28 protein-coding genes, 1 tRNA gene, 1 other RNA gene and 1 riboswitch are annotated in these 25,762 nt (G+C 72.9%); of the genes, 18 read left to right on the top strand and 12 right to left on the bottom strand.

All coding sequences use genetic code 11. The annotated features are described in order from the left end of the window. The first annotated feature begins 63 nt into the window (after positions 1 to 63). Positions 64 to 1,359: a cytochrome P450 gene (locus tag FB558_RS33385; RefSeq protein ID WP_142060414.1), complete on the top strand. Its 1,296-nt coding sequence runs from the start codon at positions 64 to 66 to the stop codon at positions 1,357 to 1,359. A gap of 4 nt (positions 1,360 to 1,363) precedes the next feature. Here the strand turns inward: FB558_RS33385 and FB558_RS33380 are convergent, their stop codons facing one another. From FB558_RS33380 to FB558_RS33365, 4 genes are all read right to left on the bottom strand, one after another. After that, on the bottom strand, positions 1,364 to 1,867 hold the full coding sequence (locus FB558_RS33380) for a hypothetical protein (RefSeq protein WP_142060412.1): 504 nt from the start codon (positions 1,865 to 1,867) through the stop codon (positions 1,364 to 1,366). Between the two features lie 56 nt (positions 1,868 to 1,923). Then, positions 1,924 to 2,889, bottom strand: coding sequence for a threo-3-hydroxy-L-aspartate ammonia-lyase (locus tag FB558_RS33375; RefSeq protein WP_142060410.1), 966 nt, complete (start codon positions 2,887 to 2,889; stop codon positions 1,924 to 1,926). A gap of 108 nt (positions 2,890 to 2,997) precedes the next feature. Then, entirely contained in the window at positions 2,998 to 3,270 is a 273-nt protein-coding gene (locus FB558_RS33370) for a GlsB/YeaQ/YmgE family stress response membrane protein (RefSeq protein WP_142060408.1), read from the bottom strand. A gap of 127 nt (positions 3,271 to 3,397) precedes the next feature. Continuing rightward, entirely contained in the window at positions 3,398 to 3,712 is a 315-nt protein-coding gene (locus FB558_RS33365; protein ID WP_142060406.1) for a DMT family transporter, read from the bottom strand. A gap of 37 nt (positions 3,713 to 3,749) precedes the next feature. Beyond that, a riboswitch (guanidine-III (ykkC-III) riboswitch) is annotated at positions 3,750 to 3,809 on the bottom strand. A gap of 86 nt (positions 3,810 to 3,895) precedes the next feature. Between FB558_RS33365 and FB558_RS43540 the strand changes: the two genes are divergently transcribed. Beyond that, entirely contained in the window at positions 3,896 to 4,045 is a 150-nt protein-coding gene (locus FB558_RS43540) for a hypothetical protein (protein ID WP_170231646.1), read from the top strand. A gap of 20 nt (positions 4,046 to 4,065) precedes the next feature. Here the strand turns inward: FB558_RS43540 and FB558_RS33360 are convergent, their stop codons facing one another. After that, positions 4,066 to 4,332 (bottom strand): hypothetical protein, encoded by a 267-nt coding sequence (locus FB558_RS33360; protein ID WP_142060404.1) that lies wholly within the window; start codon positions 4,330 to 4,332, stop codon positions 4,066 to 4,068. A gap of 56 nt (positions 4,333 to 4,388) precedes the next feature. After that, a complete protein-coding gene (locus tag FB558_RS33355; RefSeq protein WP_246106934.1) occupies positions 4,389 to 5,351 on the bottom strand; it encodes an acyl-CoA desaturase in 963 nt (320 codons plus the stop codon). Positions 5,352 to 5,486: 135 nt separating this feature from the next. Here FB558_RS33355 and FB558_RS33350 point away from each other — a divergent pair, with 135 nt between their 5' ends. After that, positions 5,487 to 6,233 (top strand): TetR/AcrR family transcriptional regulator, encoded by a 747-nt coding sequence (locus tag FB558_RS33350; RefSeq protein WP_142060402.1) that lies wholly within the window; start codon positions 5,487 to 5,489, stop codon positions 6,231 to 6,233. A gap of 87 nt (positions 6,234 to 6,320) precedes the next feature. Further along, positions 6,321 to 7,232, top strand: coding sequence for an aminoglycoside phosphotransferase family protein (locus FB558_RS33345; RefSeq protein WP_246106933.1), 912 nt, complete (start codon positions 6,321 to 6,323; stop codon positions 7,230 to 7,232). A gap of 130 nt (positions 7,233 to 7,362) precedes the next feature. Here the strand turns inward: FB558_RS33345 and FB558_RS33340 are convergent, their stop codons facing one another. Both FB558_RS33340 and FB558_RS33335 read right to left on the bottom strand, forming a co-directional pair. Further along, positions 7,363 to 8,004 carry a phosphotransferase gene (locus FB558_RS33340; protein ID WP_170231645.1) on the bottom strand — a complete coding sequence of 214 codons (642 nt, stop codon included), beginning with the start codon at positions 8,002 to 8,004 and terminating at the stop codon, positions 7,363 to 7,365. Between the two features lie 354 nt (positions 8,005 to 8,358). After that, positions 8,359 to 8,443: transfer RNA gene (locus FB558_RS33335), tRNA-Ser, on the bottom strand. A 54-nt stretch (positions 8,444 to 8,497) separates the two neighbouring features. Between FB558_RS33335 and ffs the strand changes: the two genes are divergently transcribed. The 3 genes from ffs to FB558_RS33320 all read left to right on the top strand — a co-directional run bounded on the left by ffs (position 8,498) and on the right by FB558_RS33320 (position 11,938). Continuing rightward, positions 8,498 to 8,592: signal recognition particle sRNA small type (gene ffs / locus FB558_RS33330), an RNA gene on the top strand. A gap of 150 nt (positions 8,593 to 8,742) precedes the next feature. After that, complete coding sequence (locus tag FB558_RS33325; protein WP_142060399.1) at positions 8,743 to 9,540, top strand: DUF899 family protein; 798 nt, start codon at positions 8,743 to 8,745, stop codon at positions 9,538 to 9,540. 100 nt (positions 9,541 to 9,640) lie between these two features. Further along, positions 9,641 to 11,938, top strand: coding sequence for a DNA polymerase III subunit gamma and tau (locus FB558_RS33320; protein ID WP_142060397.1), 2,298 nt, complete (start codon positions 9,641 to 9,643; stop codon positions 11,936 to 11,938). Between the two features lie 213 nt (positions 11,939 to 12,151). Here the strand turns inward: FB558_RS33320 and FB558_RS33315 are convergent, their stop codons facing one another. Continuing rightward, positions 12,152 to 12,916, bottom strand: coding sequence for an N-acetylmuramoyl-L-alanine amidase (locus tag FB558_RS33315; RefSeq protein WP_425468119.1), 765 nt, complete (start codon positions 12,914 to 12,916; stop codon positions 12,152 to 12,154). Between the two features lie 287 nt (positions 12,917 to 13,203). Here FB558_RS33315 and FB558_RS33310 point away from each other — a divergent pair, with 287 nt between their 5' ends. Both FB558_RS33310 and recR read left to right on the top strand, forming a co-directional pair. Next, positions 13,204 to 13,548, top strand: a complete 345-nt coding sequence (locus FB558_RS33310; protein ID WP_246106932.1) for a YbaB/EbfC family nucleoid-associated protein — start codon at positions 13,204 to 13,206, stop codon at positions 13,546 to 13,548. A 14-nt stretch (positions 13,549 to 13,562) separates the two neighbouring features. Beyond that, positions 13,563 to 14,180: a recombination mediator RecR gene (gene recR / locus FB558_RS33305; RefSeq protein ID WP_142060395.1), complete on the top strand. Its 618-nt coding sequence runs from the start codon at positions 13,563 to 13,565 to the stop codon at positions 14,178 to 14,180. Between the two features lie 28 nt (positions 14,181 to 14,208). Here the strand turns inward: recR and FB558_RS43535 are convergent, their stop codons facing one another. Next, positions 14,209 to 14,394: a hypothetical protein gene (locus tag FB558_RS43535; protein ID WP_170231643.1), complete on the bottom strand. Its 186-nt coding sequence runs from the start codon at positions 14,392 to 14,394 to the stop codon at positions 14,209 to 14,211. Positions 14,395 to 14,794: 400 nt separating this feature from the next. Between FB558_RS43535 and FB558_RS33300 the strand changes: the two genes are divergently transcribed. Together FB558_RS33300 and FB558_RS33295 are read left to right on the top strand one after the other, a co-directional pair. After that, complete coding sequence (locus FB558_RS33300) at positions 14,795 to 15,679, top strand: helix-turn-helix domain-containing protein (protein WP_170231641.1); 885 nt, start codon at positions 14,795 to 14,797, stop codon at positions 15,677 to 15,679. Positions 15,680 to 15,690: 11 nt separating this feature from the next. Beyond that, positions 15,691 to 15,876 (top strand): DUF397 domain-containing protein, encoded by a 186-nt coding sequence (locus FB558_RS33295; protein WP_142060391.1) that lies wholly within the window; start codon positions 15,691 to 15,693, stop codon positions 15,874 to 15,876. A 13-nt stretch (positions 15,877 to 15,889) separates the two neighbouring features. On the opposite strand, the gene FB558_RS33290 is transcribed toward FB558_RS33295, so the two are convergent. Further along, the gene (locus FB558_RS33290; protein WP_142060389.1) at positions 15,890 to 16,090 is read right to left on the bottom strand and encodes a hypothetical protein; all 201 of its coding nucleotides are present in this window, start codon (positions 16,088 to 16,090) and stop codon (positions 15,890 to 15,892) included. A 383-nt stretch (positions 16,091 to 16,473) separates the two neighbouring features. Between FB558_RS33290 and FB558_RS33285 the strand changes: the two genes are divergently transcribed. The 7 genes from FB558_RS33285 to FB558_RS33255 all read left to right on the top strand — a co-directional run bounded on the left by FB558_RS33285 (position 16,474) and on the right by FB558_RS33255 (position 23,672). Beyond that, the gene (locus FB558_RS33285) at positions 16,474 to 17,364 is read left to right on the top strand and encodes a helix-turn-helix domain-containing protein (RefSeq protein ID WP_170231640.1); all 891 of its coding nucleotides are present in this window, start codon (positions 16,474 to 16,476) and stop codon (positions 17,362 to 17,364) included. 112 nt (positions 17,365 to 17,476) lie between these two features. Next, positions 17,477 to 17,689 carry a DUF397 domain-containing protein gene (locus tag FB558_RS33280; RefSeq protein ID WP_142060385.1) on the top strand — a complete coding sequence of 71 codons (213 nt, stop codon included), beginning with the start codon at positions 17,477 to 17,479 and terminating at the stop codon, positions 17,687 to 17,689. 119 nt (positions 17,690 to 17,808) lie between these two features. Continuing rightward, positions 17,809 to 19,491 carry an ABC transporter substrate-binding protein gene (locus FB558_RS33275; protein ID WP_142060383.1) on the top strand — a complete coding sequence of 561 codons (1,683 nt, stop codon included), beginning with the start codon at positions 17,809 to 17,811 and terminating at the stop codon, positions 19,489 to 19,491. Positions 19,492 to 19,562: 71 nt separating this feature from the next. Next, entirely contained in the window at positions 19,563 to 20,567 is a 1,005-nt protein-coding gene (locus FB558_RS33270; RefSeq protein ID WP_142060642.1) for an ABC transporter permease, read from the top strand. Between the two features lie 13 nt (positions 20,568 to 20,580). Then, positions 20,581 to 21,504: an ABC transporter permease gene (locus FB558_RS33265; RefSeq protein ID WP_142060381.1), complete on the top strand. Its 924-nt coding sequence runs from the start codon at positions 20,581 to 20,583 to the stop codon at positions 21,502 to 21,504. Then, positions 21,501 to 22,529 carry an ABC transporter ATP-binding protein gene (locus FB558_RS33260; RefSeq protein WP_142060379.1) on the top strand — a complete coding sequence of 343 codons (1,029 nt, stop codon included), beginning with the start codon at positions 21,501 to 21,503 and terminating at the stop codon, positions 22,527 to 22,529. The genes FB558_RS33265 and FB558_RS33260 overlap by 4 nt, the downstream gene beginning before the upstream one ends. Positions 22,530 to 22,535: 6 nt before the next feature. Further along, the gene (locus FB558_RS33255) at positions 22,536 to 23,672 is read left to right on the top strand and encodes an ABC transporter ATP-binding protein (RefSeq protein WP_142060377.1); all 1,137 of its coding nucleotides are present in this window, start codon (positions 22,536 to 22,538) and stop codon (positions 23,670 to 23,672) included. A 53-nt stretch (positions 23,673 to 23,725) separates the two neighbouring features. Here FB558_RS33255 and leuA read toward each other — a convergent pair whose 3' ends face one another. Continuing rightward, a complete protein-coding gene (gene leuA / locus FB558_RS33250; protein ID WP_142060375.1) occupies positions 23,726 to 25,522 on the bottom strand; it encodes a 2-isopropylmalate synthase in 1,797 nt (598 codons plus the stop codon). Positions 25,523 to 25,762 lie beyond the last annotated feature (240 nt).

Below are 25,762 nucleotides of genomic sequence, written 5' to 3'. Positions count from 1 at the left end.
TCACCGACGACAGCACCGGACGCCCTCGACACGGGGGCGCGGTTCCTGCATAGAGTCGCCCGCATGCGGGGGGCCCGGGCACGCATCATCCGAACGCTCGCACGGCTGCGCCTGGGGCGGAGGAAGAGCTCGGGGGACACCGACGCGCTGCTGTCGATGCTGCCCGACTCGGCGCTCGTGCCGCTGCAGCGCGACGGGCTCGACCCGGTGGCCGAGCTCGGGCGGCGGCGCGCGGCCGAGCCGGTGAGCCGGATGAAGCTGCCGTTCGGGCTGCGGGCCTGGCTGGTCACCGGTTACGAGGAGACGAGGGCGGTGCTCGCCGCCGGCAGCTCCTTCAGCAACGACTTCACCAACCTCATCGGCACCGTCGGGATCACCGCCGAGCAGAACCCCGGTGGCCTCGGCTTCACCGACCCACCCGACCACACCCGGTTGCGCAAGCTGCTCACGCCCGAGTTCACCGGGCACCGGCTGCGCAGGCTCGGCCCGCGCATCGAGGCCATCGTGGACGGTCAGCTGGACGAGATGGCCGCGGCCGCCGCGGCCGGCAGGCCGGTCGACCTGGTGCAGAGCTTCGCGTTGCCGATCCCGTCGCTCACGATCTGCGAGCTGCTCGGCGTGCCCTACTCCGACCGCGCCGAGTTCCAGCGGCTGAGCACCACCCGGTTCGACCTGCTGGGCGGGGTCAACGGGTCGCTCGGTGCGATCTCGGAGTCGATGGAGTACCTGCTGCAGATCGTGCAGAAGCAGCGCGTGGAGCCCGGGGACGGGCTGCTGGGCAGGCTCGTGCGCGAGCATGGCGACGACATCTCCGACCACGAGCTCGCCGGCCTCGCCGACGGGCTGCTCACCGGCGGGCTCGAGACCACCGCCAGCATGCTGGCCCTGGGCACGATCGTGCTGCTGCGGCACCCCGAGAGCCGCGACGCGATCCGCGACCGCGACGACGCGGTGGACCCGTTCGTCGACGAGCTGCTGCGCTACCTCACCGTCGTGCAGGTGGCGTTCCCCCGGTTCGCCCGGGAACGGGTCCGCATCGGCGACCGGACGATCGAGGAGGGCGACATCGTGCTCTGCTCCCTCAGCGGCGCGAACCGCGACGGCGCCGACGGGGAGCTGGAGCGGTTCGACCCGGCCCGCGCCGCCCGGCCCCACCTCGCCTTCGGCCACGGGCTGCACCGCTGCATCGGCGCCGAGCTGGCCCGGATGGAGCTGCGCGCCGCCTACCCGGCGCTGGTGCGGCGCTTCCCCGGGATCCGGCTCGGCACCGACACCTCGCAGCTGTCGTTCCGGAAGCTGTCCTTCGTGTTCGGCGTCGACGCGCTCCCGGTCGAGCTCACCGAGGACGCCCGCGCCTGACCCGTCACGGCGCGGCCACCGCCACCGTGAACTGCAGGGACGCGGTCCCCAGCAGGCCGGTCACGGCCCAGCAGCCGGGATCCGGGAAGACGACCGACGCCGGCCAGAACGACAGCTCCCCGGTGCCGTACGCGTGGGCGAACGCCCCGACCTGGCCCGGTGCCTCGCCCGCGGCGTCCACCCGCTCGGCGGTGACGACCGGCGCGCCCCGCTCGTCCGTCGGCGCCCCGTCGTCGAGCGTGACCACGGGGAAGCGCAGCACGAGGGCGTCCCCCTGGGCCGCGGGCGGGTAGTCCGGCAGGCCGACCCACAGGTCGTCCTGCCCGAACCAGCCGCTGGTGGAGGACGCCAGGGCGGGCGGGCGTTCCCCGGTCGGCGTGGCGGTCGTCTCCGCGCAGTGCGCGGGCGCCGGCGCGGCGGCGGGAGCCGCAGGAGGCGCCTCGGTGGTCGCGCACCCCCCGCAGAGCAGCAGCGCCGCGGCGGCGGCCAGTACGCGCAACGATGGCATCGCGGTCCCCGTCGATCGGATGATCGCGGAGCTTAGGGCCCGTCCGCTCGTCCGCGCTACGCCTCGCCGACCAGCGCCGCGAAGCGGGCGAGGTCGATGTTCCCGCCGCTCACGACCACCCCGACGCGCTGCCCGGCGAGCTCGTCCCGCAGCCGGCGCACGGCGGCGAAGGCCAGGCAGCCCGTCGGCTCCACGACGATCTTCATCGTCGACGCGAACACGCGCATCGCCGCCACGAGCTCCGCGTCGCTCGCCGTGACGATGTCGTCCACGTCGCGCCGGATGATCTCGAAGGGGAGGACGCCGAGGTGCTGGGTCTGCGCGCCGTCGGCGATGGTGACCGGGGTGTCGATGTGGACGATGGAGCCGCTGCGCAGCGACCGGAGGCCGTCGTCACCGGCCTCCGGCTCCACGCCCACGATCCGGCAGGACGGTGAGAGCGCCCGCGCCGCGAGCGCCGCTCCCGAGAGCAGGCCCCCACCGCCCAGGCAGACGAACAGCGCGTCCAGCTCGCCGACGTCCTCGAGCAGCTCGAGCGTGGCGGTGCCCTGGCCCGCCATCACGTCCGCGTGGTCGTACGGCGGGACGAGCGCGAGCCCGCCGTCCGCGGCCAGCGTGCGGCCGATCTCCTCGCGGTCCTCGGTGTAGCGGTCGTAGCGCACGACGGACGCGCCGTACCCGATCGTCGCCGCGACCTTGGCCTCCGGGGCGTCGTACGGCATGACGATCGTGGACGGGATGCCGAGGATGCGCGCCGCCAGCGCGACGGCCTGCGCGTGGTTGCCCGAGGAGTAGGCCACCACGCCGGCTCGCCCCTGGTCGGCGTCCAGGCGCGAGAGCGCGTTGAAGGCGCCGCGGAACTTGAACGCCCCCATCCGCTGGAAGTTCTCGCACTTGAAGTACAGCCGCGCCCCGACCTCCTCGTCCACGCGCCGCGATGTCAGCACCGGCGTGCGGTGCGCGTGCCCGCGGATCCGCTCCGCGGCCGCCCGCACGTCGTCGAAGGTGGGTGGTGTCGGCATCGTTCTCCTGTCGCAGGTCGGGCTCGGACCGATCATGCCTCGTCCGCCCCCGGACACGACGACGCCGGGCCCACCGCGGAGGTGGACCCGGCGTCGGTCGTGCTGGTGTCAGTGGCGTACGCCGCGGCGGCCGTAGGCGCCTGCGACGAGGAACACCCCGAGCGCGGCGACCACGACCTGGACGAGCAGCTCCCAGATCGAGAATCCCGCGGTGGACAACCCGATCGCCCCGGCGATGAACGTGCCGATGAACGCGGCGATGATGCCGATGACGATGGTCAGCCAGATCGGGATGTTCTGCTTGCCGGGTACGACCAGCCGGCCGAGTGCCCCGACGATGATGCCGACGACGAGCGCGCTGATGATTCCTGTGACGGTCACGGTTCCTCCTGAGTGCCCCTGGGCCGCTCTGACGACCCGCTGGTCCGGGAGTGCCCGATCGTGATCCCCGCGATGCGTTACCCACGCGACATTCTGTGATCGTCGCCTGATCGGCGCACACCGGCCGCTAGTGCAGGAACTTGAGTCCGACGACCCCGCCGACGATCGCCACCAGGCACAACAACCGCATCGCGGTGGCGGGTTCGCCGAGCGCCACCATCCCGTAGAGCGCGGTGCCCACAGCACCGATCCCCACCCAAACGGCGTAACCGCTGCCGACCGGGATCTCGCGCAGCGCGTAGGCCAGCCCCGCCATGCTCAGCACGAGCGCGACGCCGAAGACGAGCGACGGCCCGAGCCTGCTGAAACCCTCCGAGCGGCTCAACGCCGCCGCCCACACGGTCTCCAGGACGCCCGAGACGACCAACACGATCCACGCCATGACGCACACCTCCCACCCCGTCCTGCCGACAGGGTGCTGAGCGTCGTCTTGTCGTGCCGGGTACGACGTCCCTCGTCCGGGGGTGCCGCGGCTGCGGGCCCGAACACAGGTTACGACGCGGCGGTGCCGCCGTCCCGCGGTGGTGACCGGTCTGACCGGCCGTTCCTCGGGCATGCTGGCCAGGTGCCCCTGGCCCTCGTCCTGCACCTCTGCGGTGCCGCGTGCGCGCTCGCCCTCGGGATCATGCTGGTCGCGGTCGCCTCGGTGGTGCCGGGCGCGGTGCTGGCCGTCGGCGGTGGGGCGTGGCTCGCCTGGGCGCTGCGGCGGGCGTGACGGCGGCCCTCAGTCGCAGCTCAGGAGGGCGGCCGGTCGTAGACGGCGTCGAACGCCACCGCGGTCAGCGCGCGGGCCACCTCGCGGACGGTCGCGAGCGCCTGGTACTTCTCGCCCACCGCGGGGCGTTCACCTGCCCGCCGCACGTCCTGCCACAGCGCCTCGGTGTAGTCGAGGAGCGCCTGCCGGGCGTCGAGCTGCTGCACGCGGGCGCTCTCGCTCATCCTGGTGAGCCGGGCGCGGTCGAGCGAGGCGAACGCCGTCATGAGGTCGTCGGGAACCGGCACGTGCGTCTCCTTCCTGCCGTGCGGCGTCCGGTCGGCCGACCGGACGCCGAGGTCGGTCACTGCGGGGCCGGCACCGATGGGGTGTCGGCGCGGGCGAGGCGGGCCAGGCGCGACGCCGTCGGCCAGCGGACCTCGGTGGCCCAGCCGAGCTTCTCGAAGGCCCAGATGACGCGGGCCGACATGTCGATCTGGCCGCGCCGCACGCCGTGGCGGGCGCAGGTGGGGTCGGCGTGGTGCAGGTTGTGCCACGACTCGCCCATGGACAGGATCGCCAGCGGCCACACGTTGCCCGCCTTGTCCCGGCTGGCGAACGGGCGTTCGCCCAGCATGTGGCAGATCGAGTTGATCGACCACGTGACGTGGTGCAGGACGGCGACCCGGACGAGCCCGGCCCAGAAGAACGCGGTGAGCGCTCCCCACCACGACATCGTTGCGAGACCGCCCACGAGCGCCGGAGCGAGCAGGCTGACGACCGTCCAGAGCGGGAAATGCCGGCTGATGCGGGCGATGTCGCGGTCGGCGAGCAGGTCCGGGGTGAAGCGGGCGGCGTTCGTGCGGTCCTTGCCGAAGAGCCAGCCGGTGTGGGCGTGCCAGAAGCCCTTGGCCAGCGCGGCGGGCGTGGTGCCGAACAGCCACGGCGAGTGCGGGTCGCCCTCCTTGTCGGAGTAGGCGTGGTGGCGGCGGTGGTCGGCCACCCAGGTGATGACGTCCCCCTGCAGGGCGAGGCTGCCGGCGATGGCCAGGCCGTTGCGCAGGCCCCGGTTGGCCGCGAAGGAGCGATGCGTGAAGTAGCGGTGGAAGCCCACCGTCACCCCGAAGCCGGAGAGCAGGTAGAAGCCGACCGCGAGGCCGATGTCGAGCCAGCTGAGGCCCCAGCCCCAGGCGAACGGCACGGCCGCGACCAGCGCGAGCATCGGGAGGATGACGAAGACGTGGACGAGGGCGCTCTCGCCGTGCGCTCGTCGTCCGTCCAGGACGGGTTTCGGGCCGGCGCGCTCCGGGGCGGTCGAGATCGTCACAGTGGGGTTTCTCCTCGGGGTGGGTGGGGCGCGATCACAGCAAGCGGGTCACCGGCTCCTAGGCCGCCCAACTGTAGCGCTACGGTGTAGACACTACGTTGTAGCGATGGGTTTCTCAACGGGACGAAGGGCGAGATGACGGGCAACACGCAGGAGGGGACGCGTCGCCGCCCGGCGTTGACCCGCGAGGAAGTCCTCAGCACCGCGTTGCGACTCATCGACGCCGACGGGGCGGATGCGCTGTCCATGCGCCGCATCGGCAAGGCGCTCGGTCGCGACCCGATGCGGCTGTACCGCTTCGCGTCGAGCAAGGACGAGCTGCTCGACGGCGTCGTCGAGCTCGTGCTCGGTGAGCTGCGGATCCCCGCGCGCGAGGCCGCCGACTGGGAGGAGGTGCTGCGCCGCACGGCCCACCGGTTCCGGGCCATCGCGCTGGCGCACCCGCACGTGGTGCCGCTGCTCGTGACCCGGCCGCTCGCCACGCCACTGGCCCTGCGGCCGCTCGGCACCCTGCGCCCGCTCGAGGACCTGCTCGAGCTGTTCATCAGGGCGGGGTTCGACGAACGGGGGGCTCTGCACGCGTACCGGCTCTACATGGGCTTCCTGCACGGGCACGTGCTCAACGAGCTGCAGGAACGGGTGCACGACCCGGAGGAGGCCGACGACCTGCTGCGGCTCGGACTGCACCGCCTCCCCCTGCGGGAGTTCCCCCGTCTCCGTTCGCTCGCCGCCGAGCTGGTCGCCTACGACGGGCTCCAGGAGCTGGAGGAGGGGCTCGACGTCGTGGTGGGCGGCCTGCGCCGCCAGCTCGACGCCGTCGGGCGCACCGGCCACGCGTTGGCCGGTCAGCAGGGCCGGACCGAGGCGCGTCCGGGCCGGTAGGGTCATCGACATGCGCTGACCACCGCCCCGGAGCCGGGCACCTCCCTCGTCTCCTTCGTGACGATCCGACCCCACGAAGGAGAAGCTGTGATCTTCGATGTGCCCCACGCCTTCGCGGCGTCCTACGCCGCGCAAGGGCCGTCCGCCCGCCGGTGGCTCCGTGGCCTGCCCGGGCTGACCGCGGACGTGCTCGACCGTTGGGCGCTGCGCCCGGACGGGCCGACCGCCCACGGCATGGCGTCGGTCGTCCTCCCGGTGGTCCGCGCCGACGGCACGCAGGCGGCGCTCAAGCTCCAGGAGCCGCGCGAGGAGACCACGGCCGCGGTGACCGGGCTGCGCGCATGGGACGGCGACGGGATCGTGCGCCTGCTGGCCGGCGATCCCGGCTCCGGCGCGATGCTGCTGGAGCGGTTGGACGCGCACCGGGCGTTGTCCGGCGTGGCCGACGACGGCGAGGCGCTGCAGATCCTCGCCGGGCTGCTGTCCCGGCTGGTGGCGGTACCCGCGCCGCCGGGCCTGCGCCACCTGGCCGACGTCGCCGCCGTGATGCTGGACGAGGCACCGCGCGCGGCGAGGACGCTCCGCGATCCCGCCGGGAAGCGGCTCCTGGACACGTGCGCGTCCGCCGTGGCGGAGCTCATCGGCGAGCCGGGGGACCGGTTGCTGCACTGGGACCTGCACTACGACAACGTGCTCGCCGCCGAGCGGGAGCCGTGGCTCGCCATCGACCCCGAGCCGCTGGTCGGCGACCCCGGCTTCGACCTGCTGCCGGCGCTGACCAGCCGGTGGGACGCGGTCGAGGCGACGGGCGACGTCGACCGAGCGGTCCTCCGGCGCTTCGACCTGCTCACCGAGGCCGCCGGCGTGGACCGGCAGCGGGCGGTCGGCTGGACGCTGGGCCGGATCCTGCAGAACGCCCTGTGGGACGTCGAGGACGGCAAGGAGGTGCTCGAGCCCACCCAGGTCGCCATCGCCGACGTCCTGCTCCGGCGCCGGTGACGGGCGTTCGGGGAACGTCGGCGTCTCATGATCGGCGGAAATGGTGTCAGGGCGACAGATCTGTCGCCCTGACACCACTCCTGGCGATCACCTCGGACACGCGCGACCGGCTGCCATGCCAGTAGATCGCTCAGAGGGCGGCGGAGAGGTCGCCGACCACCGTCTGGAGCCAGCGGAGCTCGGCAGCGCGGTACTCCAGGGCGGAGGCGGAGTCAGCTGGACGGAGGTTCCAATGGCGGAACTGCTGGACAGAGATCAGCTTGCAGTCCTTCAACGCCGTGATGATCGAGGGCCGGTCGTCCAGTCCGTAGGCGTCGACGAGCAACCTCAACCGCCGCTGCTCGCCCCCCGGCGGCTCGTTGGGGCCCAACGGGATGAAGGACCACGCAGCCGAGGCGAGCTCGATGAGCGGCTCCGTGGGTTGTGCGGAGTCCCAGTCGATGAAGGCCACGGGCAAGCCTCCCCGGTAGACGGTGTTCCAGGGCCCGAGGTCCCCGTGGGAGACGATCTCGTCTCGGCCGGGCGGATGCGGATGGAAGCGGTAGCTGGTCTCCGTTGGCCTGAAGCCGTCAAGGGTGTCGTGGAGCCGGCGCAGGAGCTCACCGGTCGCGATGATCGCGTCGTCGGACAGCACGTACGCGGGAAGTCGACTCGGCATGCCCGGCTGCCAACCAGGATCCGCCGGGACGTCGCCATCGATGTAGGTCAGGACCTCGGTCGACTCCTCGACCGCGATGACGCGCGGAGCGCCATCGAACCCGGTGGCCTCCACGTGGCGGAGCAGCTCGTGGACGGCAGGGGACCACGGGCCGAGTGGTCGACGAACAGTGTCACGGCGGCGTACAACACCGGGCGTCATCCGCCCCCCGGTCAGAGGGGCGTCCTGGTCCTGATCATCCACGGTCGGGAGTATGTCGGCACCGTCACGTCCGCGGGCTGTCGTCGAGGCGTGCGATGGCAGGCCGAGCTCGTCGGGTTGCATCGCCCCGTTCGGCGCACCGGACCAGCGGCCCGCCCGAGCGGGCACCAGTCGCGCCGCTTCGTGCCGAGACCGCAACCGGGACCGAAGGGGAACGCCCGGGTGCCGGTGACACCGGCTCCCGGGCGTTCCTGCTGCTCACAGCGGCGGAGGATGCGGGATTCGAACCCGCGAGGGCGTGAACCCAACACGCTTTCCAAGCGTGCGCCATAGGCCACTAGGCGAATCCTCCGCCGTGAAGCATAGACGGGTCGCTCGCGGCGCTCGCGACCCGTCTACACTCGTCCCCGGACCCCGCGCGGCGTCCATCCTGTGAACTCCCCCAGGGCCGGAAGGCAGCAAGGGTCAACGGGCTCTGGCGGGTGCGCGGGGTCCCCTTTCGTCCCGACCCGGGTCCCGCTCACGGGCCCGCTCGTCGAAACCCCCTCGGACCTGCGGCCTCCGTGCCTCTCCGCTGCCGCTGCCACCGATGACTTCCGGTGGTCGCGCCGGTCTGTACCGGTGGAGCCCGTCCGAGAGAGGGAGCAGGACATGACCGGAGCGCGCGTGGACCGCACCACCGACCACGGGACGACGCCCGCCGTCGCCGTCCCGCCGATCGTCGACCGCGAAGCCTGGCAGGCCTCCCGCGACGAGCTGCTGGTGCGGGAGAAGGCGCACACCCGGGAGGGTGACGCGATCGCCGCGGCCCGCCGCAGGCTGCCGATGACGGAGGTCGACGCGACCATCACCGTCATCGGGCCGGACGGGCCGCGCCCCCTTCTCGACCTGTTCGACGGCCGCGAGGAGCTCGTCGTCTACAAGCACATGTGGCACCCGGGCGAGCCGCCCGAGAACCAGTGCGAGGGCTGCACCCTGACCTACTTCGCGGTGCAGGACCCGGCCTACCTCCACGCGCGGGGCGTCTCGTTCGCCGTGTTCGCCAAGGCGCCCTACGAGGAGCTCGAGCCGTTCGTCGAGTTCATGGGCTACCCCCACCACTGGTACTCCGTCGCCGACGTCGAGGACGAGATCGTGAGCGGCGAGGACTTCGGCACCTGGACGTGCTTCCTGCGCCACGGTGACCGAGTGTTCCTCACCAACACCGTCACCGGCCGGGGCGCCGAGGCGACGATGCCCGCGCTCGCCCTGCTCGACATGACCGTTCGTGGCCGCGTGGAAGCCTGGCAGGGCACCCCTGAGGGCTGGCCCGACGGCAAGGCCCCGGGCTGGTTCTGGCGCGCTCACGAGGACGGTGTGGGGAACGAGTGGACCGGCGGGCGGCCCACCATCCAGTGGTCCCGTCCCGGCGCGGGAGCGGTGACCTCGGAGCCCCACCGCCACCACTGACGCCACCGGGACGGGCACGCCGGCCTCGCGGACGTGCCCGGCGGTCCCGGGGGTGCCATGCCGTGCCGGAGCGTCGGTGGCGATGGGTAGCCTCGCGGTCGTGGCGCTGGCTCTGTACCGCAAGTACCGCCCGGCGAAGTTCGCCGAGGTGGTCGGGCAGGAACACGTCACCGAGCCGCTGAGCACCGCTCTGGGGGCGGGGCGCATCAACCACGCGTACCTGTTCTCGGGCCCGCGGGGCTGCGGGAAGACGTCCTCGGCGCGCATCCTCGCCCGCTCGCTCAACTGCGTGCGCGGCCCCACGCCCGACCCGTGCGGCACCTGCCCGTCGTGCGTCTCGCTGGCGCCGGGCGGCCCGGGCAACATCGACGTCACCGAGCTGGACGCCGCCTCCCACGGCGGTGTCGACGACACCCGCGAGCTGCGTGACCGCGCGTTCTTCGCGCCCGCCGAGTCGCGCTACCGGGTGTTCATCGTCGACGAGGCGCACATGATCACCACGCAGGGCTTCAACGCCCTGCTGAAGATCGTGGAGGAGCCGCCGGAGCACCTGGTGTTCGTGTTCGCCACCACCGAGCCGGACAAGGTGCTGCCCACGATCCGCTCCCGCACCCACCACTACCCGTTCCGGCTGATCCCGCCGGGCACGCTGCGCAAGCTGCTGGAGCGCATCTGCGCCGACGAGGGCGCGGTCGTGGCGCCGCCGGTCTACCCGCTGGTGCTGCGCGCAGGCGGCGGGTCGGCGCGCGACACCCTCTCGGTGCTCGACCAGCTGCTCGCCGGCGCCGGCCCGGAAGGGGTCACCTACGAGCGCGCGGTGGCGCTCCTCGGCGTCACCGACGTCGCCCTGATCGACGACGTGGTCGACGCGCTCGCCGCGGGCGACCGGGCCGCGGTGTTCGAGGCCGTCGACCGGCTCGTCGAGGCGGGGCACGACCCCCGCCGCTTCGCCGCCGACCTCCTGCAGCGGCTGCGCGACCTCGTGCTCTTCCAGGCCGTGCCGGAGGCCGCGGAGCGCGGGCTGGTCGAGGCCGCCGACGACGAGATCGCGCGCATGAGCGAGCAGGCCGGCAAGATCGGCGCGGCCACCCTCGCCCGGTACGGCGAGATCGTGCACACCGGGCTCACCGAGATGCGCGGCGCCACCGCGCCGCGGCTGCTGCTCGAGCTGCTGTGCGCCCGCATGCTGCTGCCCGCCGCCACCACGGCCGAACCGGGCCTCCTGGAGCGGTTGGAGCGGCTCGAGCGGCGCAACGCGATCGCCGCGGCACCGGGCGGCCAGGATGCCGCGGATCCCGAGGCCGAGGGCAGGCGCACCTTCCGCAGGCCGAGCTCCGGCCCGGCGTCGGGAGCGGGGGACCGCCCGGTCCCCGTCACCGCGGGCGCGGGGGCCGATCCCGCCGGGCAGGAACGAGGCCGCTCCGCGGGCCAGGAGCCGCCAGGGCCGCCACCCCGTGCCGCGGCGCCCGGCCCGGAGGCGCCGCAGTCGGCGCCACAGCGGCCCCCGGCCTCGCCGGCGGCGGCCGCGCCGCAGTCGCCCGGCCCGCAGCCGCCGGCCGGACAGCAGGAACCCGGGCCGCGGTCGCCGGCCCAGCAGCGGCCCGTCGCGCAGCCGCCCGCCCAGCAGCCGACGGCGCGACAGCAGCCGTCCTCGCCCCGGCAGCCCGGGCCGCAACCGACCGCGCCGCCGTCCGCGCACGGGCCGTCGTCGCAGGAGCGGGCTGCGCCGGAGTCGGGGGCGCGGGAGTCGGCGCCGCCGCGGTCGCCCGCGCCGGTGGCCGAGCCCCCTGCGGGGGAGCCGTCCGCCCTCGATGCCACAGCGGTGCGCCGGGTCTGGTCGGAGGTGCTGTCGGCCGCGCGGGCGCAGAGCCGCAGCATCGAGGCCATGCTCGTCAACGCCACGGTCCGGGCGGTGCAGGGCGACACCCTCGTGCTCGGGATCGGTGCCCCCTCGCTCGCCCGGCGCCTGTCGGAGCCGCGCAACGCCGACATCGTCTCGGCCGCGCTGCACACCGTCCTCGGAGTCCGGTGGCAGGTGCGGTGCGAGCACGGTGACGCCCCGGCGCCGGCCCCGGCCCCGTCGAGCGGGAGCCGCAGCACCCCACCGCGTCGCCCTGCACCCGGCGACGCCCCGCAGCAGCGCCAGCAGGCCGGGCCGCCCCCGACGCGGTCCCACCGCCCGCCGCCGGTCCGGCGGTCCACGGGTGGTGCCCCGGACGACGGCGTGCCCCTCCCGCCCGAGCCCCCCGACGACGACGCCCCTCCGGAGGACGACGAGGAGGCGATGCTCGCGGAGGCCGCCGTGCCCGTGAACGACGCCGAGCGCCGCGACCCGGAGGAGGCCGCGATCGAGCTCCTGACCACGCAGCTGGGCGCCCGGGCGATCGATCCGCGCTAGGGCTCGGGGAAGCGATTCGCATGACGAACGGCACTTTCGTCGGCTAGGTACCGACGAGAGTGCCGTTCGTCCGGGTGGGAGCCGTGCTTCGGCGCAAGAACGGGCGATTTCGACCCGCGAACGCGCCGACACGCTGGTCATGAGGCTCGGCGGCAAGGCGCCGCGAACCCGGCGCGGCGCTGACCTGGACCGGTGCTCACCCGGCCCGCGGGCTCAGCCCTCCCGGCCCAGGAACGCCAGCACGCCCTCGGCGATCGCGGCGGCGTAGCGGGCGCGGCCCTCGGGGGCGGAGACGAGGGCGGCCTCCTCGGCGTTGCGCATGTTCGCGCACTCGACCAGGACGGTGGGGCGCGTGGCGTGGTTCAGGCCGGCGAGGTCGGCGCGGGCCGAGAGGGCGTCGTCGCCGATGTAGTCGGAGTCCGGGAAGCCACCCGCGCGCAGGGAGTCGCGCAGCAGGTGGGCGAGCTGCAGGGCCGGCCCGGCCTGCGCGGGGTTCAGCGGGGGAGCGGAGTAGGCCACGTGGAAGCCCGAGGCGCCGGGCGCGGCGCCGTCCGCGTGGATCGACACGACGGCCGCGGCATCGGCGACCTCCCCGGCCCGGCCGCGTTCGTCGACGCAGGGGCCGACGCCGTCGTCGTCCGGGCGGGTGAGCACGACCTGCACGCCTGCCGCGCTGAGCTGCTGCCGCACGCGGGTGGCGACGTCGAAGGCGAACGCGTGCTCGGGGTACCCCGCGTCGGTGGCGGTCCCGGTGGTGTTGCACGCCTTCGTCCCGCCGCGGCCGTCCGGGACGGGGCGGCGGATCGCGGCCGGCTCGGCACCGTTGCGCCCGTTGTGCCCGGGATCGAGGACGACCACGGGAGGGGCCGCGGCGGGGGTGGTGGCAGGGACGTCAGCGGGGATGGCGGCGGCCGCACCGGTGCAGCCGGTGGCGGTCAGGGCCGCGACGAGCAGGAGGACCCATCCGGGGGTGCGCACGCGGACAGCCTCGCAGGCGCGTAGGGATCCACCGATACCCCCGACGAACCTCCGGCGGGAAGCACCAGTGCTCCCCGCCGGAGGTTCGCCACGGGTCTCGGCGGCCCAGCTCCCCGCTGGCCGCACCGGCGGACAGCCCGAGTACGCCCGGTACGAGGGCTGCCCGCCGGCACGCCCAGCGAGAAGCTGGATCCACCGATACCCCCGACGAACCTCCGGCGGGAAGCACTAGCCTGGCAGCGGAGCCGGCCGCGCCGGCGCGAGGACGAGGTGCGAGGAGACCGCTGGTGCAACCGGGTCAGCCTGACATGCAGATGATCCTGCAGCAGGCGCAGAAGATGCAGGAGCAGCTCGTCGCCGCCCAGGCCGAGCTGGCGTCCACGGAGGTGACGGGCCAGGCCGGCAACGGGCTGGTGCAGGTCACCACCACGGCCGCGGGTGAGGTGCGGGCCGTGCGGATCGACCCGCAGATCGTCGACCCCGAGGACGTCGAGACGCTGCAGGACCTCCTCGTGGGGGCGATGCAGGACGCCGCCCGCGCCGCGCAGGAGCTGCAGGCGGAGAAGATGGGCCCCCTGGCGGGTGGCCTCGGTGACGCCGCGGGCGGCCTCGGCCTTCCCGGCCTGGGCTAGGGAACTCTCCTGCCGTGTTCGAAGGACCGGTCCAGGACCTGATCGACGAGCTGGGCCGGCTGCCGGGCGTCGGTCCGAAGAGCGCGCAGCGGATCGCGTTCCACCTGCTCGCCGCCGATCCGGCGGACGTCTCACGGCTCCAGGACGTCCTGCAGAAGGTCAAGCAGGGGGTCCGGTTCTGCGAGGTGTGCGGCAACGTCTCCGAACGGGAGCGCTGCCGGTACTGCTCCGACGCCCGCCGCGACCCCACCCTGGTCTGCGTCGTGGAGGAGCCCAAGGACGTGCTGGCGGTGGAACGCACACGTGAGTTCAAGGGCCGCTACCACGTGCTGGGGGGAGCGCTCGACCCGCTCGCCGGCGTCGGCCCGGACACGCTGCGGATCCGGGAGCTGCTCGCCCGCCTCGGTGGCACCGGTCCGGCCACCGACGAGACCGAGATCGCCGAAGTGATCATCGCGACCGATCCCAACACCGAGGGCGAGGCCACGGCCACCTACCTCGTGCGGTTGCTGCGGGACTTCCCGGGGCTCACGGTCACGCGGCTCGCCTCCGGGCTGCCCATGGGAGGCGACCTCGAGTTCGCCGACGAGCTCACCCTGGGCCGCGCGCTGTCCGGCCGCCGCGCCCTCTAGGTCGGGGGCAGCGGCCGGACGCGCCTGCTCAGTCGTCGTCCCACGGGTCGTCGAGCAGAGCCGGTTCGAACTCGTAGGGCCGGGTGGCCTCCCACCGGGCCCGCCGCTCGGCGGCCAGCATCCGCCGCTTCGGCGCCTGCGCCGCATCGACGATGCCGACGGTGATCGCGATGAGTGCCAGGAGCACGATGCCCGCCACGATGAAGGTGATCACGGTGACCACCGCCGCGGTGGGAGCGTGGTGCCGATCTTGCCGTTCGTCGTCTTGCCGTACTTGTTCTCGTCGCTCGTCCTGTTCTTCACGGTCGACCCCTTTCCCGTGCTGCGCCGCCCGACGATCGGTCGGACCGGCTCGGACCCCGGCATCGGCCGGGACGGGATGCGGCGGCTCCAGATCGCGGAGCCACGATGTCCAGCTTGCGGACTGCGGAGAAGATCCCGGTGTCGTCGTGTCTGCACCGTGGCCTCCTCTCCCGGGACGCCGACCCGCTGTGTGTCGCCTCGATCACGCTGCGGGCTCGGCTCTAGGATGCCGGACCAGGAGCGCTCGTGCAATTGCAGAGGCGGTGGGATTGCATGACGATTGTGTGGAGATTCCGCGTCGGAGCGTCCGCGTGACGGCTCCGGGGCCCGCCGGGCCGCGCCGGCGGCTCGGCGCCGAGCTGCGCCGCCTGCGTGTCCGGAGCGGTATGCACCTGGAGCAGGTCGCGCGCCAGGTGCCCTGCTCCACCTCGAAGGTCTCCCGGCTGGAGACGGGCAAGGGCGTTCCGAAGCCGGCGGACGTGCGGCGGTTGATGGAGATCTACCGCGTCGAGTCCGAGACCGAGCGCGACATGCTGATGCGCCTCGTCCGCGACGGCCGCGAGCACGGGTGGTGGGAGCCCTACACCGAAGGCATCGCGCCCGAGCGGTTCGTCCTCGACCTCTCCGGGCGGTATCCGGCGCTCGAGTCGGAAGCCGTCGTCGTCCGGTCGTTCGACGTCTCGGTGCTGCACGGCCTGCTGCAGACGGCGGAGTACGCCCGGGCCGTGATGCGCGCACTGCTCCCGCAGCACAGCCGCTACGAGATCGAGCAGCTGGTCGAGCTGCGCCTGATGCGCCAGCAGGCGCTGCGCCGGGCCACGGCGCCGTTGCGCTACAGCGCGGTGCTCGACGAGGCGGTGCTCTCGAGGCTCACGGGCGGCGCCGAGGTGATGGCGGCGCAGCTGGGCGCCCTGCTCGACGTCGGTGAGCTGCCCGGCGTCTCGATCCGCGTGCTCCCGTTCTCCGCGGGCGTGCACCGCGCCCACTTCGGGCGGTTCGTGATCCTCGAGTTCGACGACGAGGTCGCCTCCGACGTGGCGTACGCGGAGGGTCCGGCCGGTGATCACTACCTCGAGTCCCGGTCCGATGTGGACCTGTACAAGGATGTGTTCGCCGACGCCGCCGAGCGGTCCCTCGATCGGGAAGCGTCGCGCGCGCTGATCGCTCGTTACGCCAGCAGAATCGCTCCCCGGTGAAAGGCCCTCAAGTGATCGACTACAAGGTGAGCAGCTTCTGCTCGCTCGGCAACTGCGTCGAGGTCGGCGTCGCGCCCGACGGCGGGATCGCCGTGCGCGACAGCAAGTCGCCGGAGACGCTCCCGCTGCTGTTCACCCCCGCGGAGTGGCGCGACTTCGTCGCGGGAGTGCGCGCGGGCGAGTTCGACTTCGCCTGAGGCGCGCCGCTCGTCAGGGCTCCCGCTGCCGCCTGCATTTCGGGCACCAATCCGACTCGGCGGCTGCGGTGAGCTCGCGCCGCCACGCGCCGAGCTCGCGGCGCTCGCGCGCGATCGCCCGCCACGCGTTCTCCTGGGCCTGCATCTGCCCGACGAGCACGGCGAGGCCGATGAGGAGACCGACCCCGCCGCCGATGAACATCGACCACTCCATCACAACCACCTGCTCCCGCTAGTACGGGACTGCCGCTGTGCGGTGATGAGAGTACGTGGTGGAAGTGTCCGGTGCAATTGCAGGAGGCAAGTCTCGGCCTGTTGTCGGCCGTGCACGCTTCCCAGTGCCGGGTGCGGCCGCTAGGATCGTCGGTCATCCCGCCGCCGTTCCGCCGCCATCCCACGGCGTCGAGATGGTCCTGTCATCGCTGGTGAGACGCTGTTCATCGGGGTGTGGGGCGGGCGCGGAGGCTGCCGCTGCGGTCGCGTGCCGCGCCACGCCGGGGGTGCTGGTCGGCGCTCGGCGTCGATCGGATAATTTGCCGCAGGCACGTGCAGGAGTGGCCAGGTCGGCCGGGTGTCGACGAGGAGGAGGACCTCCAGGTGTCTCGCAGTCCCGTTGTCGCGCGGCGGCGGCTCGGCGCCGCGCTCCGGGAGCTGCGCACCGCCGCGGGCCTCAAGCTCGAGGACGCCGCCCGCACCCTCGACTGCTCGATGTCCAAGGTCTCCCGGCTCGAGAACGGCAAGGGTGTACCGCGGCACCGGGACGTCCGCGATCTCGTCGAGCTCTTCGGTGCTGCCGCGCGCGAGCGCGAGGACGAGCTGATGCGCCTCGTCGCCGACAGCCTGAGTGCGGGCGAGGGGCTCGTCACCGACTTCCGCGACGTGTTCGAAGGCGCGGTCGTCTCGAACGAGGTCAGCCGGTACCTGGCGCTGGAGCAGGACGCCACGGCCATCTCGGCGTTCGAGCCCTTCCTCGTGCCGGGGCTCCTGCAGACCGCGGAGTTCGCCGAAGCGGTGGTGGGCTTCTTCTACCCGGAGCGCACGCGCGGCGAGCGCCGCAGGCTGGTCGATCTGCGCATGCAGCGCCAGGAGGTGCTGCGGCGCCCCGGGAAGGGCCGGCTGCGGTTCGCGGTCGTGATCGCCGAGCAGGCGTTGCGGCGTCCGATCGGTGGTCCCGCGGTGATGCGCAAGCAGCTCGAGCACCTCGCGGGCCAGCTGCGCGACGGCCTGTCCGAGGTGGAGTTCCGGGTCGCGCCGCTGGACCTCGTCCACGCCGGTGTGCTCGGCGGGCCGTTCGCGGTGCTGCGGTTCGCCGACGAGCAGGACCAGGACGTCGTGTACCTCGAAGGTCGCGACGGCGCCACGTACCTGGAGACGGAGGAGCAGGTGCGGCGGTACGGGGAGACGTTCGCCGCGCTCCTCGAGGCCTGCCCGGACCGGGCCGGCTCCATCGCGATCGTGGAGCGTGCCGCAGAGCTGATTTCCTCCTGACGCGCACCGCGTCCGCCGACCGTTCCCGCGGGGCAGGAAGCTGCTCCGTCGGGTGATCCTGCGCGCTCAACCGTCTACACTCCGTGCCCCAGGTGCTCCAGAGGGGGAGAGTGTGGAGGAGTCAGCGCGGGGCGCGGGGCCGCGGTTCCGGACCAGTTCCTTCTCCGGCGGTGAGAACTGCGTCGAGGTGGCCCGGCTCGAGGACGGCTCGGTCGCGGTGCGCCACAGCCGCGCGGTCGTCGCGGGCGGCGGGCTCGTGTTCACCGGGGACGAGTGGGCGGCGTTCGTGGCGGGCGTGAAGAACGGGGAGTTCGACCCCGCCTGATCGACGCCCGGCGTCACCTGATCGTTAGCTGCCGTAGCGGAACCGTGACTTCGTGAACTTCCGGTGTACGGCGCCCCCGGCTAGGTTCTGCGGGTCTCCTACGAAGAGGTGTTGCCCGCATGAGATCAGCTGTCCGACGGCTCTCGGCCGTCTGCGCGGCCGGAGCGCTCGCCATCACCCTCGCGGCGTGCGCTGAGTCCGAGCGCGACCAGGGAGCGGACGCCGGCGGCGCCGGTGGCACCGGCGGCACGATGGTGTTCGGCGCGCCCGGCGCACCGGACAACTTCGACCCGCTGTTCGCGCAGGACGGTGAGACCTTCCGGCCCGCGCGCCAGATGTACGACACGCTGATCACCTACAAGCAGGGCACCTCGGACCTCGCTCCCGGCCTGGCCACCGAGTGGGCGTCCAACCCCGAGGGCACCGAGTGGACGTTCACCCTCCGTGAGGGCGTGACCTTCCACGACGGCACGCCGTTCAACGCCGAGGCCGTCTGCTTCAACTTCAACCGGTGGTACAACCTGCCGAACGCCGCCGCGCAGAGCCAGGCGATCTACTACTACGAGGTGTTCGGCGGCTACGCCAACAACCTCATCGACGGCGTCACCGACCCGGTCTTCAACTCCTGCGAGGCCCCGAACCCGACCACGGCCGTCGTCCGGCTGAACCGGGCCAAGGGTGCGTTCCCCGCGGCGTTCGGCCTGACCTCGCTGTCGATCTCCAGCCCGACCGCGCTGCAGCAGTACAACGCCGACCAGATCGAGCAGAGCGGCGAGGCGTTCACCTACAGCCCGTACGCCACCGACCACCCCACCGGCACCGGGCCGTTCCGCTTCGAGAGCTACGACCGCGCGCAGGGCACGGTCACGCTGGTGCGCAACGACGACTACTGGGGTGAGCCCGCCAAGCTCGACCGGCTGATCTTCCGCGTGATCCCCGACGAGAACGCGCGGCGCCAGGAGCTGCAGGCCGGCACGATCGACGGGTACGACCTGCCCTCGCCCGCCGACTGGCAGTCGCTGGAGGACGCGGGGTTCAACGTCCTCGTGCGCCCGGTGTTCAACATCCTCTACATGGGCATCAACCAGGCCAACAACCCGGCGCTGGCCGACGTCCGGGTGCGGCAGGCGCTCGCGCACGCGATCGACCGCGAGTCGCTGGTGCGCAACCAGCTGCCCGAGGGCGCCGTGGTGGCCTCGCAGTTCATGCCCGACACCGTGGACGGGTACAACCCGAACCTGCAGCCGGTGCCGTACGACCCCGAGCGGGCGCGGGCGCTGCTGGCCGAGGCCGGTGCGTCGAACCTGACGGTCAACTTCTACTACCCGACCGACGTCACGCGGCCCTACATGCCCAACCCGACCAACATCTTCACCGCGCTCGCGGAGAACCTGCGCCAGGTCGGGGTCACGGTGAACCCGGTCGCGCAGCCGTGGAACGGCGGCTACCTCGACTCGGTGCAGATCGCGGGCACCCACGACCTGCACCTGCTCGGCTGGACCGGCGACTACAACGACGCCGGCAACTTCCTGGAGAGCTTCTTCGGCGCCCCCGGTCCGGAGTTCGGGCTGACCCTCCCCGAGGACGCGGCGATCATCCAGGGCATCGCGGAGGCCGACGCCACCGTGGACCCGGCCGAGCACGAGGCGGCCTACCAGCGTGTCAACCAGACGATCATGGAGCAGATGCCGGGCGTGCCGCTGTCGAGCTCGCCGCCCGCGATCGTCGTCCGAGAAGGCGTTGAGGGGCTCATCCCGTCGCCCCTCACCGATGAGCGGTTCCTCACGGTCAGCGTCGACTGAGAGGGGCTCCGAGTGGCACCGCCCTCCGGGGCGGTGCCACTCTCGTCGTCGTAGCTCTCGGAGGGGGGATGATGCTGCGCTTCGTGCTGCGGCGCCTGCTGCAGGTGATCCCGACGCTCCTGCTGCTGTCCGTGCTCGTGTTCGCCTGGCTGCGCAGCCTGCCCGGCGGGCCCGCGTCGGCGTTCCTCGGTGACCGCGCCACCCCGGAGCGGATCGCCGAGCTCAACCGGGTGCTCGGGCTCGACCAGCCGGTGTGGGTGCAGTACGGCCGGTTCCTCGGACGCGCGATCACCGGTGACTTCGGCACCTCGACGATCACCGGTGAACCGGTGCTCACCGAGATCGCCCGTGCGCTCCCGGCCACGGTCGAGCTGTCGCTGACCGCCCTGGTGATCGCAATCGCCTTGGGGATCCCGCTCGGCTACCTGGCCGCGAACCACCGCGGCCGGCCGCTCGACATCATCACGGTGATCGGCACGCTCGTCGGCGTCGCCGTTCCCGTGTTCTTCCTGGGCTACGTGCTCAAGGACGTGTTCGCGGTCGACCTCGGCTGGTTCCCGCCGTCGGGTCGCCAGTCCGTGGCGGTCGACGCCACCAGCGTCACCGGATTCGCCGTGCTCGACGGGCTCCTCACCCGCGAGTTCGACGCGAGCCTCGATGCGCTGCGCCACCTGGTGCTGCCTGCGGTCGCGCTCGCCACGATCCCGCTCGCGGTGATCGTCCGGATCACCCGGGCGTCCGTGCTCGACGTGCTCGGTTCCGACTTCGTGCGCACGGCGAACTCGAAGGGCCTCGCGCCGGGCACCGTGCGCGGGCGGCACGTCCTGCGCAACGCGCTGCTGCCGGTCTCCACGACGATCGGCCTGCAGACCGGGTTGCTGCTCGCGGGCGCCGTGCTCACCGAGCGGGTGTTCGTCTGGGGCGGGGTGGGCACGCTGCTCGCCGACGCGATCACGCTGCGGGACTACCCCCGGCTGCAAGCCGTGCTGATGCTCGGAGCGTTGATCTACGTGCTGGTGAACCTGCTCGTCGACCTGTCGTACGCGATCATCGACCCGCGGGTGCGCCTGTCGTGAGGAAGAGCAGGTCATGACGACCACCTGGCTGGAGCGGCGCCGCTCCCGCATCGACGACATCGCGGGCGGGCGCAGCCTGAGCGCCGAGGCGTTCCGACGCCTGCGCCGGGAGCCGGCGGCGATCGCGGGCGGCATCATCATCGGCGTCTTCGTCGTGGTCGCCGCGCTCGCGCCGCTGATCGCCCCGCACAGCGCCACCGAGGCCTTCCCGCAGCTGCAGGAGAACCTCCGGCCCGGCCAGATCCCGGGCCCGCAGGAGGGCTTCCCGCTGGGCAGCGACCAGCTCGGGCGCGACTTCTTCTCCCGGATGCTGCTGGCCTCCCAGCAGACCCTGCTCGTCGGCGTGCTGGCCACGCTCATCGGGCTCGTGGTCGGCGTCGTCATCGGCACGGTCGCGGGCGCGTTCGGCGGCTGGGTCGACACGCTGCTCATGCGCGTCACCGACGTGCTGCTGGCGATCCCGAGCCTGCTGCTGGCGATCTCGGTGGCGGCGCTCGCCGCGAGCCCGTCGCAGACCACGGTGATCATCGCGGTCTCGATCGTGAGCGTGCCGATCTTCGCCCGGCTGCTGCGCGGGTCGATGCTGTCGCAGCGGCACAGCGACCACGTGGTGGCGGCCACGGCGCTCGGCGTCAAACGGCCGGCCGTGGTGCTGCGGCACATGCTGCCGAACGCGATCGGCCCGGTGATCGTGCAGGCCACCCTGACCCTGGCCACCGCGATCCTGGACGCGGCCGCGCTGTCGTTCCTCGGGCTCGGCGATGCCGACCCCGGACGCGCGGAGTGGGGGCTCATGCTCGCGCAGGCCCAGACCTACCTCGACGTGCGCCCGGCGCTCGCGTTCTACCCGGCGATCGCGATCATCGTGGTCGCGCTCGGGTTCACGCTGCTCGGGGAGTCGCTGCGCGAGGCCATCGACCCGAAGGGGCGCCGATGACGGCCGCGGCAGGCGACACGCGCAGCGAGGGCGTCCGCGCCGGCTCGGAGCCGTTGCTCTCGGTCCGGGACCTGCGGGTGTCGTTCCAGCGCAAGGGCGAGCCGGAGACCGTCGCCGTCGACGGCGTGAGCTTCGACGTCGCGCCCGGCCAGATCGTGGGCCTGGTCGGCGAGTCGGGCTGCGGCAAGTCGGTCACCTCGATGGCCATCATGCGGCTGCTCCCGGACCGGGGCGTGCGGGTCGGCGGCAGCGTCGTGATGGACGGCACGGACCTGCTCACGCTGCCCGCGTCGCAGATGCGGGAGCGTCGCGGCCGGGACCTGTCGATGGTGTTCCAGGACCCGCTGACCTCGCTCAACCCCGTCATCCCGATCGGGCTGCAGGTCACCGAGGTGCTGCGCCGCCACCGCGGGATGGGCAAGGAGGCGGCGCGGAAGGCCGCGGCCGAGCTGCTGGACCGGGTGGGCATCCCGGACCCGCGGCGGCGGCTCGACTCGTACCCGCACCAGCTCTCCGGCGGCATGCGGCAGCGCGCGCTGATCGCGATCGCGCTGGCCTGCAGCCCCCGGCTGCTCATCGCCGACGAACCGACCACGGCGCTGGACGTCACCATCCAGGCGCAGATCCTCGAGCTGCTGCGCGAGCTGGTGCGCGAGACCGGCGCGGCCCTGATCATGATCACCCACGACCTGGGCGTGGTGGCCGGGCTGTGCGAGACGGTCAACGTGCTCTACGCCGGCCGGATCGTGGAACGCGCGCAGCGGCACCGCCTGTTCAGCACCCCGCGCCACCCCTACACCCACGGGCTGCTGCGCTCCATCCCGCGCCTGGACGCGCCGCAGGGTGAGGACCTGGAGGCGATCCGCGGCTCCGTGGTCGACAACCTGCCGTGGGAGCACGCCTGCGCGTTCGCGCCGCGGTGCCCGCGGGCGCTCGACACCTGCGTGGAGGTCACCCCGTTGGGCGAGACGACCGGTGGCCGGCTGCTGCGGTGCCACAACCCGGTTCCGGCGAGTGCGGAGTGACGACGGATGCCTGAGTCGGTGCCTGGGCAGGAGGATGCGCCCCTGCTGGACGTGCGCGACCTCGCGGTGCACTTCCCGATCAAGCGCGGGCTGGTCCTGGACCGCACCGTGGGGCACGTGTACGCCGTCGACGGGGTGTCCCTGCAGATCGCGCGCGGGGAGACCTACGGGCTCGTCGGGGAGTCCGGCTGCGGCAAGACCACGCTCGGGCGGGCGGTCCTGCGCCTGGTCGACCCGACCGGCGGCCAGGTCACCTTCGACGGCGTCGACATCGCGCACCTGACCGGTGAGCGGCTGCGGACCATGCGCCGCCGCTTCCAGATGGTGTTCCAGGACCCGATGTCGAGCCTCGACCCGCGCCAGTCCGTGGAGTCGATGCTGCGCGAGGGGATGCACGCGCACGGGCTCTCCCGCGGGGCCGACGCCGACGGCGCGCGGTTGCGCGAGCTCGTCGACTCGGTCGGGCTGCCGGCCGCCGCGCTGCGCCGCTACCCGCACGAGTTCTCCGGCGGCCAGCGCCAGCGCATCGGCATCGCCCGCGCCCTGTCGGTGGAGCCGGACCTGATCGTGGCCGACGAGCCGGTCTCGGCGCTCGACGTGTCGGTGCAGGCCCAGGTGCTCAACCTGCTCGGCAGGCTGCAGCGCGAGCTCGGGCTGACCTACCTCGTGATCGCCCACGACCTCGCGGTCGTCCGGCACGTCAGCGACCGGATCGGCGTGATGTACCTCGGCGGCATCGTCGAGGAGGCGCCGTCGCAGGCGCTCTACGACGACCCGCAGCACCCGTACACGAAGGCGCTGCTGTCGGCGATCCCGATGCCGGACCCGGAGCTGGAGGACCAGCGCGAGCGCATCCTGCTCACCGGCGACCTGCCCTCACCGGCTGCACCCCCGCCGGGATGCCGCTTCCACACCCGCTGCCCGTGGCGCCAGCCGACCCGCTGCGACACCGAGCGGCCCGAGCTGCGGACGATCCGGGGCGCGCCGTCCGGGCACCGGGTGGCGTGCCACTGGGCGGAGCAGATCCGCAGCGGTGAGCTGCAGCCGCACCGGGTGGACCCGGAAGCCGCGCGCGACGACGTCCTGGGCACCGGTGCCCTGCCCGACCACCCCGGCTCGGTGACGGAGATCCTCGGCCGCTGAGGGGTCGTGAGTGGATACGGGTGCTCCAGCACCCGTATCCACTCACGGGCGCGTCAGCGCAGCGCGCGGTTGACCGCCGACACGACGGCCTTCAGCGAGGCGTTCACGATCGAGCTGTCGACGCCGACACCCCACAGCACGGTGTCCTCCACCGCGCACTCCACGTACGCGGCGGCGCGGGCGTCGTCACCGGCCGACATGGCGTGCTCGTGGTAGTCGAGCACCCGCACGTCGAACCCGATGCCGGCGAGCGCGTCGACGAACGCCGCGATCGGCCCGTTCCCGCTGCCGCTGATCTCGTGCAGGTCGCTCTCGACGCGGACGGTGGCGACGATCTCGTCGGTGCCCTCGCCGTCGCTGGACAGGCGGTGGCGGATCAGCTTCAGCGGCGTGACGCGGTCGAGGTACTCGCCCTCGAAGACGTCGCGCATCTCCTTGGGCGACACCTCGCCGCCGTCGGTGTCGGTGACTTCCTGGACCACCCGCGAGAACTCCATCTGCAGCCGCCGCGGCATGTCCAGCTGGTGCTCCGCCTTCATGATGTAGGCGACGCCGCCCTTGCCGGACTGCGAGTTCACCCGGATCACGGCCTCGTAGGTGCGGCCGATGTCCTTCGGGTCGACCGGCAGGTAGGGCACCTCCCACGGGTGGTCGTCGACCTCGACGCCGGCCTCGGCCGCGTCGGCCTGCATCGCCTGGAAGCCCTTGTTGATCGCGTCCTGGTGGCTGCCGGAGAACGCGGTGTAGACGAGGTCCCCGCCCCACGGGTGGCGCTCGTGCACCGGCAGCTGGTTGCAGTACTCGACGGTGCGGCGGATCTCGTCGATGTCGGAGAAGTCGATCTGCGGGTCGATGCCCTGGGTGAACAGGTTCATCCCCAGGGTCACCAGGTCGACGTTGCCGGTGCGCTCGCCGTTGCCGAACAGGCAGCCCTCGATGCGGTCGGCGCCCGCCTGGTAGCCGAGCTCGGCGGCGGCCACGCCGGTGCCCCGGTCGTTGTGCGGGTGCAGGGACAGCACCACGCCGTCACGACGGTCCAGGTGGCGGTGCATCCACTCGATCGAGTCGGCGTAGACGTTCGGCGTGGCCATCTCGACCGTCGCCGGCAGGTTGACGATCATCGGGGACTCGGGGGTGGGCTGCCAGATGGCGCTCACCGCGTTGCAGACGTCGACCGCGTACTGCAGCTCGGTGCCCGTGTAGGACTCGGGGGAGTACTCGAAGCGCCAGTCGGTGGACGGGTACTTCTCGGCCCACCGCAGCACCTCCTCCGCGCCGTTCGTGGCGATCTTCGAGATGCCGGCGCGGTCGGACCGGAAGACGACCCGGCGCTGCAGCACCGACGTGGAGTTGTAGAGGTGCACGATCGCGCGCGGCGCGCCCTCGCACGCCTCGTACGTGCGCTCGATCAGCTCGGGGCGGGCCTGCGTCAGCACCTGGATCGTGACGTCGTCGGGGATCACGTCCTGCTCGATGATCTCGCGGACGAAGTCGAAGTCGGTCTGGCTCGCGGCCGGGAACCCGACCTCGATCTCCTTGTAGCCCATCCGCACCAGCAGCTCGAACATGCGGCGCTTGCGGGCCGGGCTCATCGGGTCGATCAGGGCCTGGTTGCCGTCCCGCAGGTCCACCGCGCACCACAGGGGGGCCTTCGTGATCCGTGTGTCCGGCCAGGTGCGGTCGGGCAGCGATACCGGCTCCACCATCTCGTGGAACGGGCGGTAGCGGTGCACCGGCATCTGCGAGCCGCGCTGCGGGTTCCACGGCGCCTGGTCGGCCGGGGCCGGCCGGTCGGGCGTGCGCAGCCGGCTGGACGTGGCCGAGGTGTACGCGTCGGGGGAGGTGGTCATCGGTGTGCTCCTGTGCCGATCGTCGAGGGAGACCGGCGCACGCCTCGACCCGCGACGAGGGGCCGGTCGGTCAGACCCCGCCGCGGCGGCGAAGGAGCAGCTGTGCCACGGAGTCGAGACTAGACCCGAGGCGGGGGCGGTGCGCAACCCGCCCCCGCCGTGGCGTTGCGCTCACCCCCGGTCCAGGTGTCACCCGATCAGGTGATACCGGCCAGTAGCGCGCGGCGCCGCGTCCCGTGG

Source organism: Pseudonocardia kunmingensis, from assembly GCF_006716445.1.
Classification (GTDB): Bacteria; Actinomycetota; Actinomycetes; order Mycobacteriales; family Pseudonocardiaceae; genus Pseudonocardia; species Pseudonocardia kunmingensis.
The sequence above is the reverse complement of the archived record's forward strand: the minus strand, read 5'-3'. Positions and strand labels throughout refer to the sequence as shown.

Bases quoted from the DNA above. Each gene is read 5' to 3' on its own strand.
- leuA (WP_142060375.1), bottom strand. From the start codon at position 25,522: ATGACCACCTCCCCCGACGCGTACACCTCGGCCACGTCCAGCCGGCTG.
- FB558_RS33265 (WP_142060381.1), top strand. From the start codon at position 20,581: ATGACGACCACCTGGCTGGAGCGGCGCCGCTCCCGCATCGACGACATC.
- FB558_RS33375 (WP_142060410.1), bottom strand. From the start codon at position 2,889: ATGCCGACACCACCCACCTTCGACGACGTGCGGGCGGCCGCGGAGCGG.
- FB558_RS33275 (WP_142060383.1), top strand. From the start codon at position 17,809: ATGAGATCAGCTGTCCGACGGCTCTCGGCCGTCTGCGCGGCCGGAGCG.
- FB558_RS33270 (WP_142060642.1), top strand. From the start codon at position 19,563: ATGCTGCGCTTCGTGCTGCGGCGCCTGCTGCAGGTGATCCCGACGCTC.
- FB558_RS33365 (WP_142060406.1), bottom strand. From the start codon at position 3,712: ATGGCGTGGATCGTGTTGGTCGTCTCGGGCGTCCTGGAGACCGTGTGG.
- FB558_RS33350 (WP_142060402.1), top strand. From the start codon at position 5,487: ATGACGGGCAACACGCAGGAGGGGACGCGTCGCCGCCCGGCGTTGACC.
- FB558_RS33385 (WP_142060414.1), top strand. From the start codon at position 64: ATGCGGGGGGCCCGGGCACGCATCATCCGAACGCTCGCACGGCTGCGC.
- FB558_RS33290 (WP_142060389.1), bottom strand. From the start codon at position 16,090: ATGGAGTGGTCGATGTTCATCGGCGGCGGGGTCGGTCTCCTCATCGGC.
- FB558_RS33255 (WP_142060377.1), top strand. From the start codon at position 22,536: ATGCCTGAGTCGGTGCCTGGGCAGGAGGATGCGCCCCTGCTGGACGTG.
- FB558_RS33380 (WP_142060412.1), bottom strand. From the start codon at position 1,867: ATGCCATCGTTGCGCGTACTGGCCGCCGCCGCGGCGCTGCTGCTCTGC.
- FB558_RS33325 (WP_142060399.1), top strand. From the start codon at position 8,743: ATGACCGGAGCGCGCGTGGACCGCACCACCGACCACGGGACGACGCCC.
- FB558_RS33260 (WP_142060379.1), top strand. From the start codon at position 21,501: ATGACGGCCGCGGCAGGCGACACGCGCAGCGAGGGCGTCCGCGCCGGC.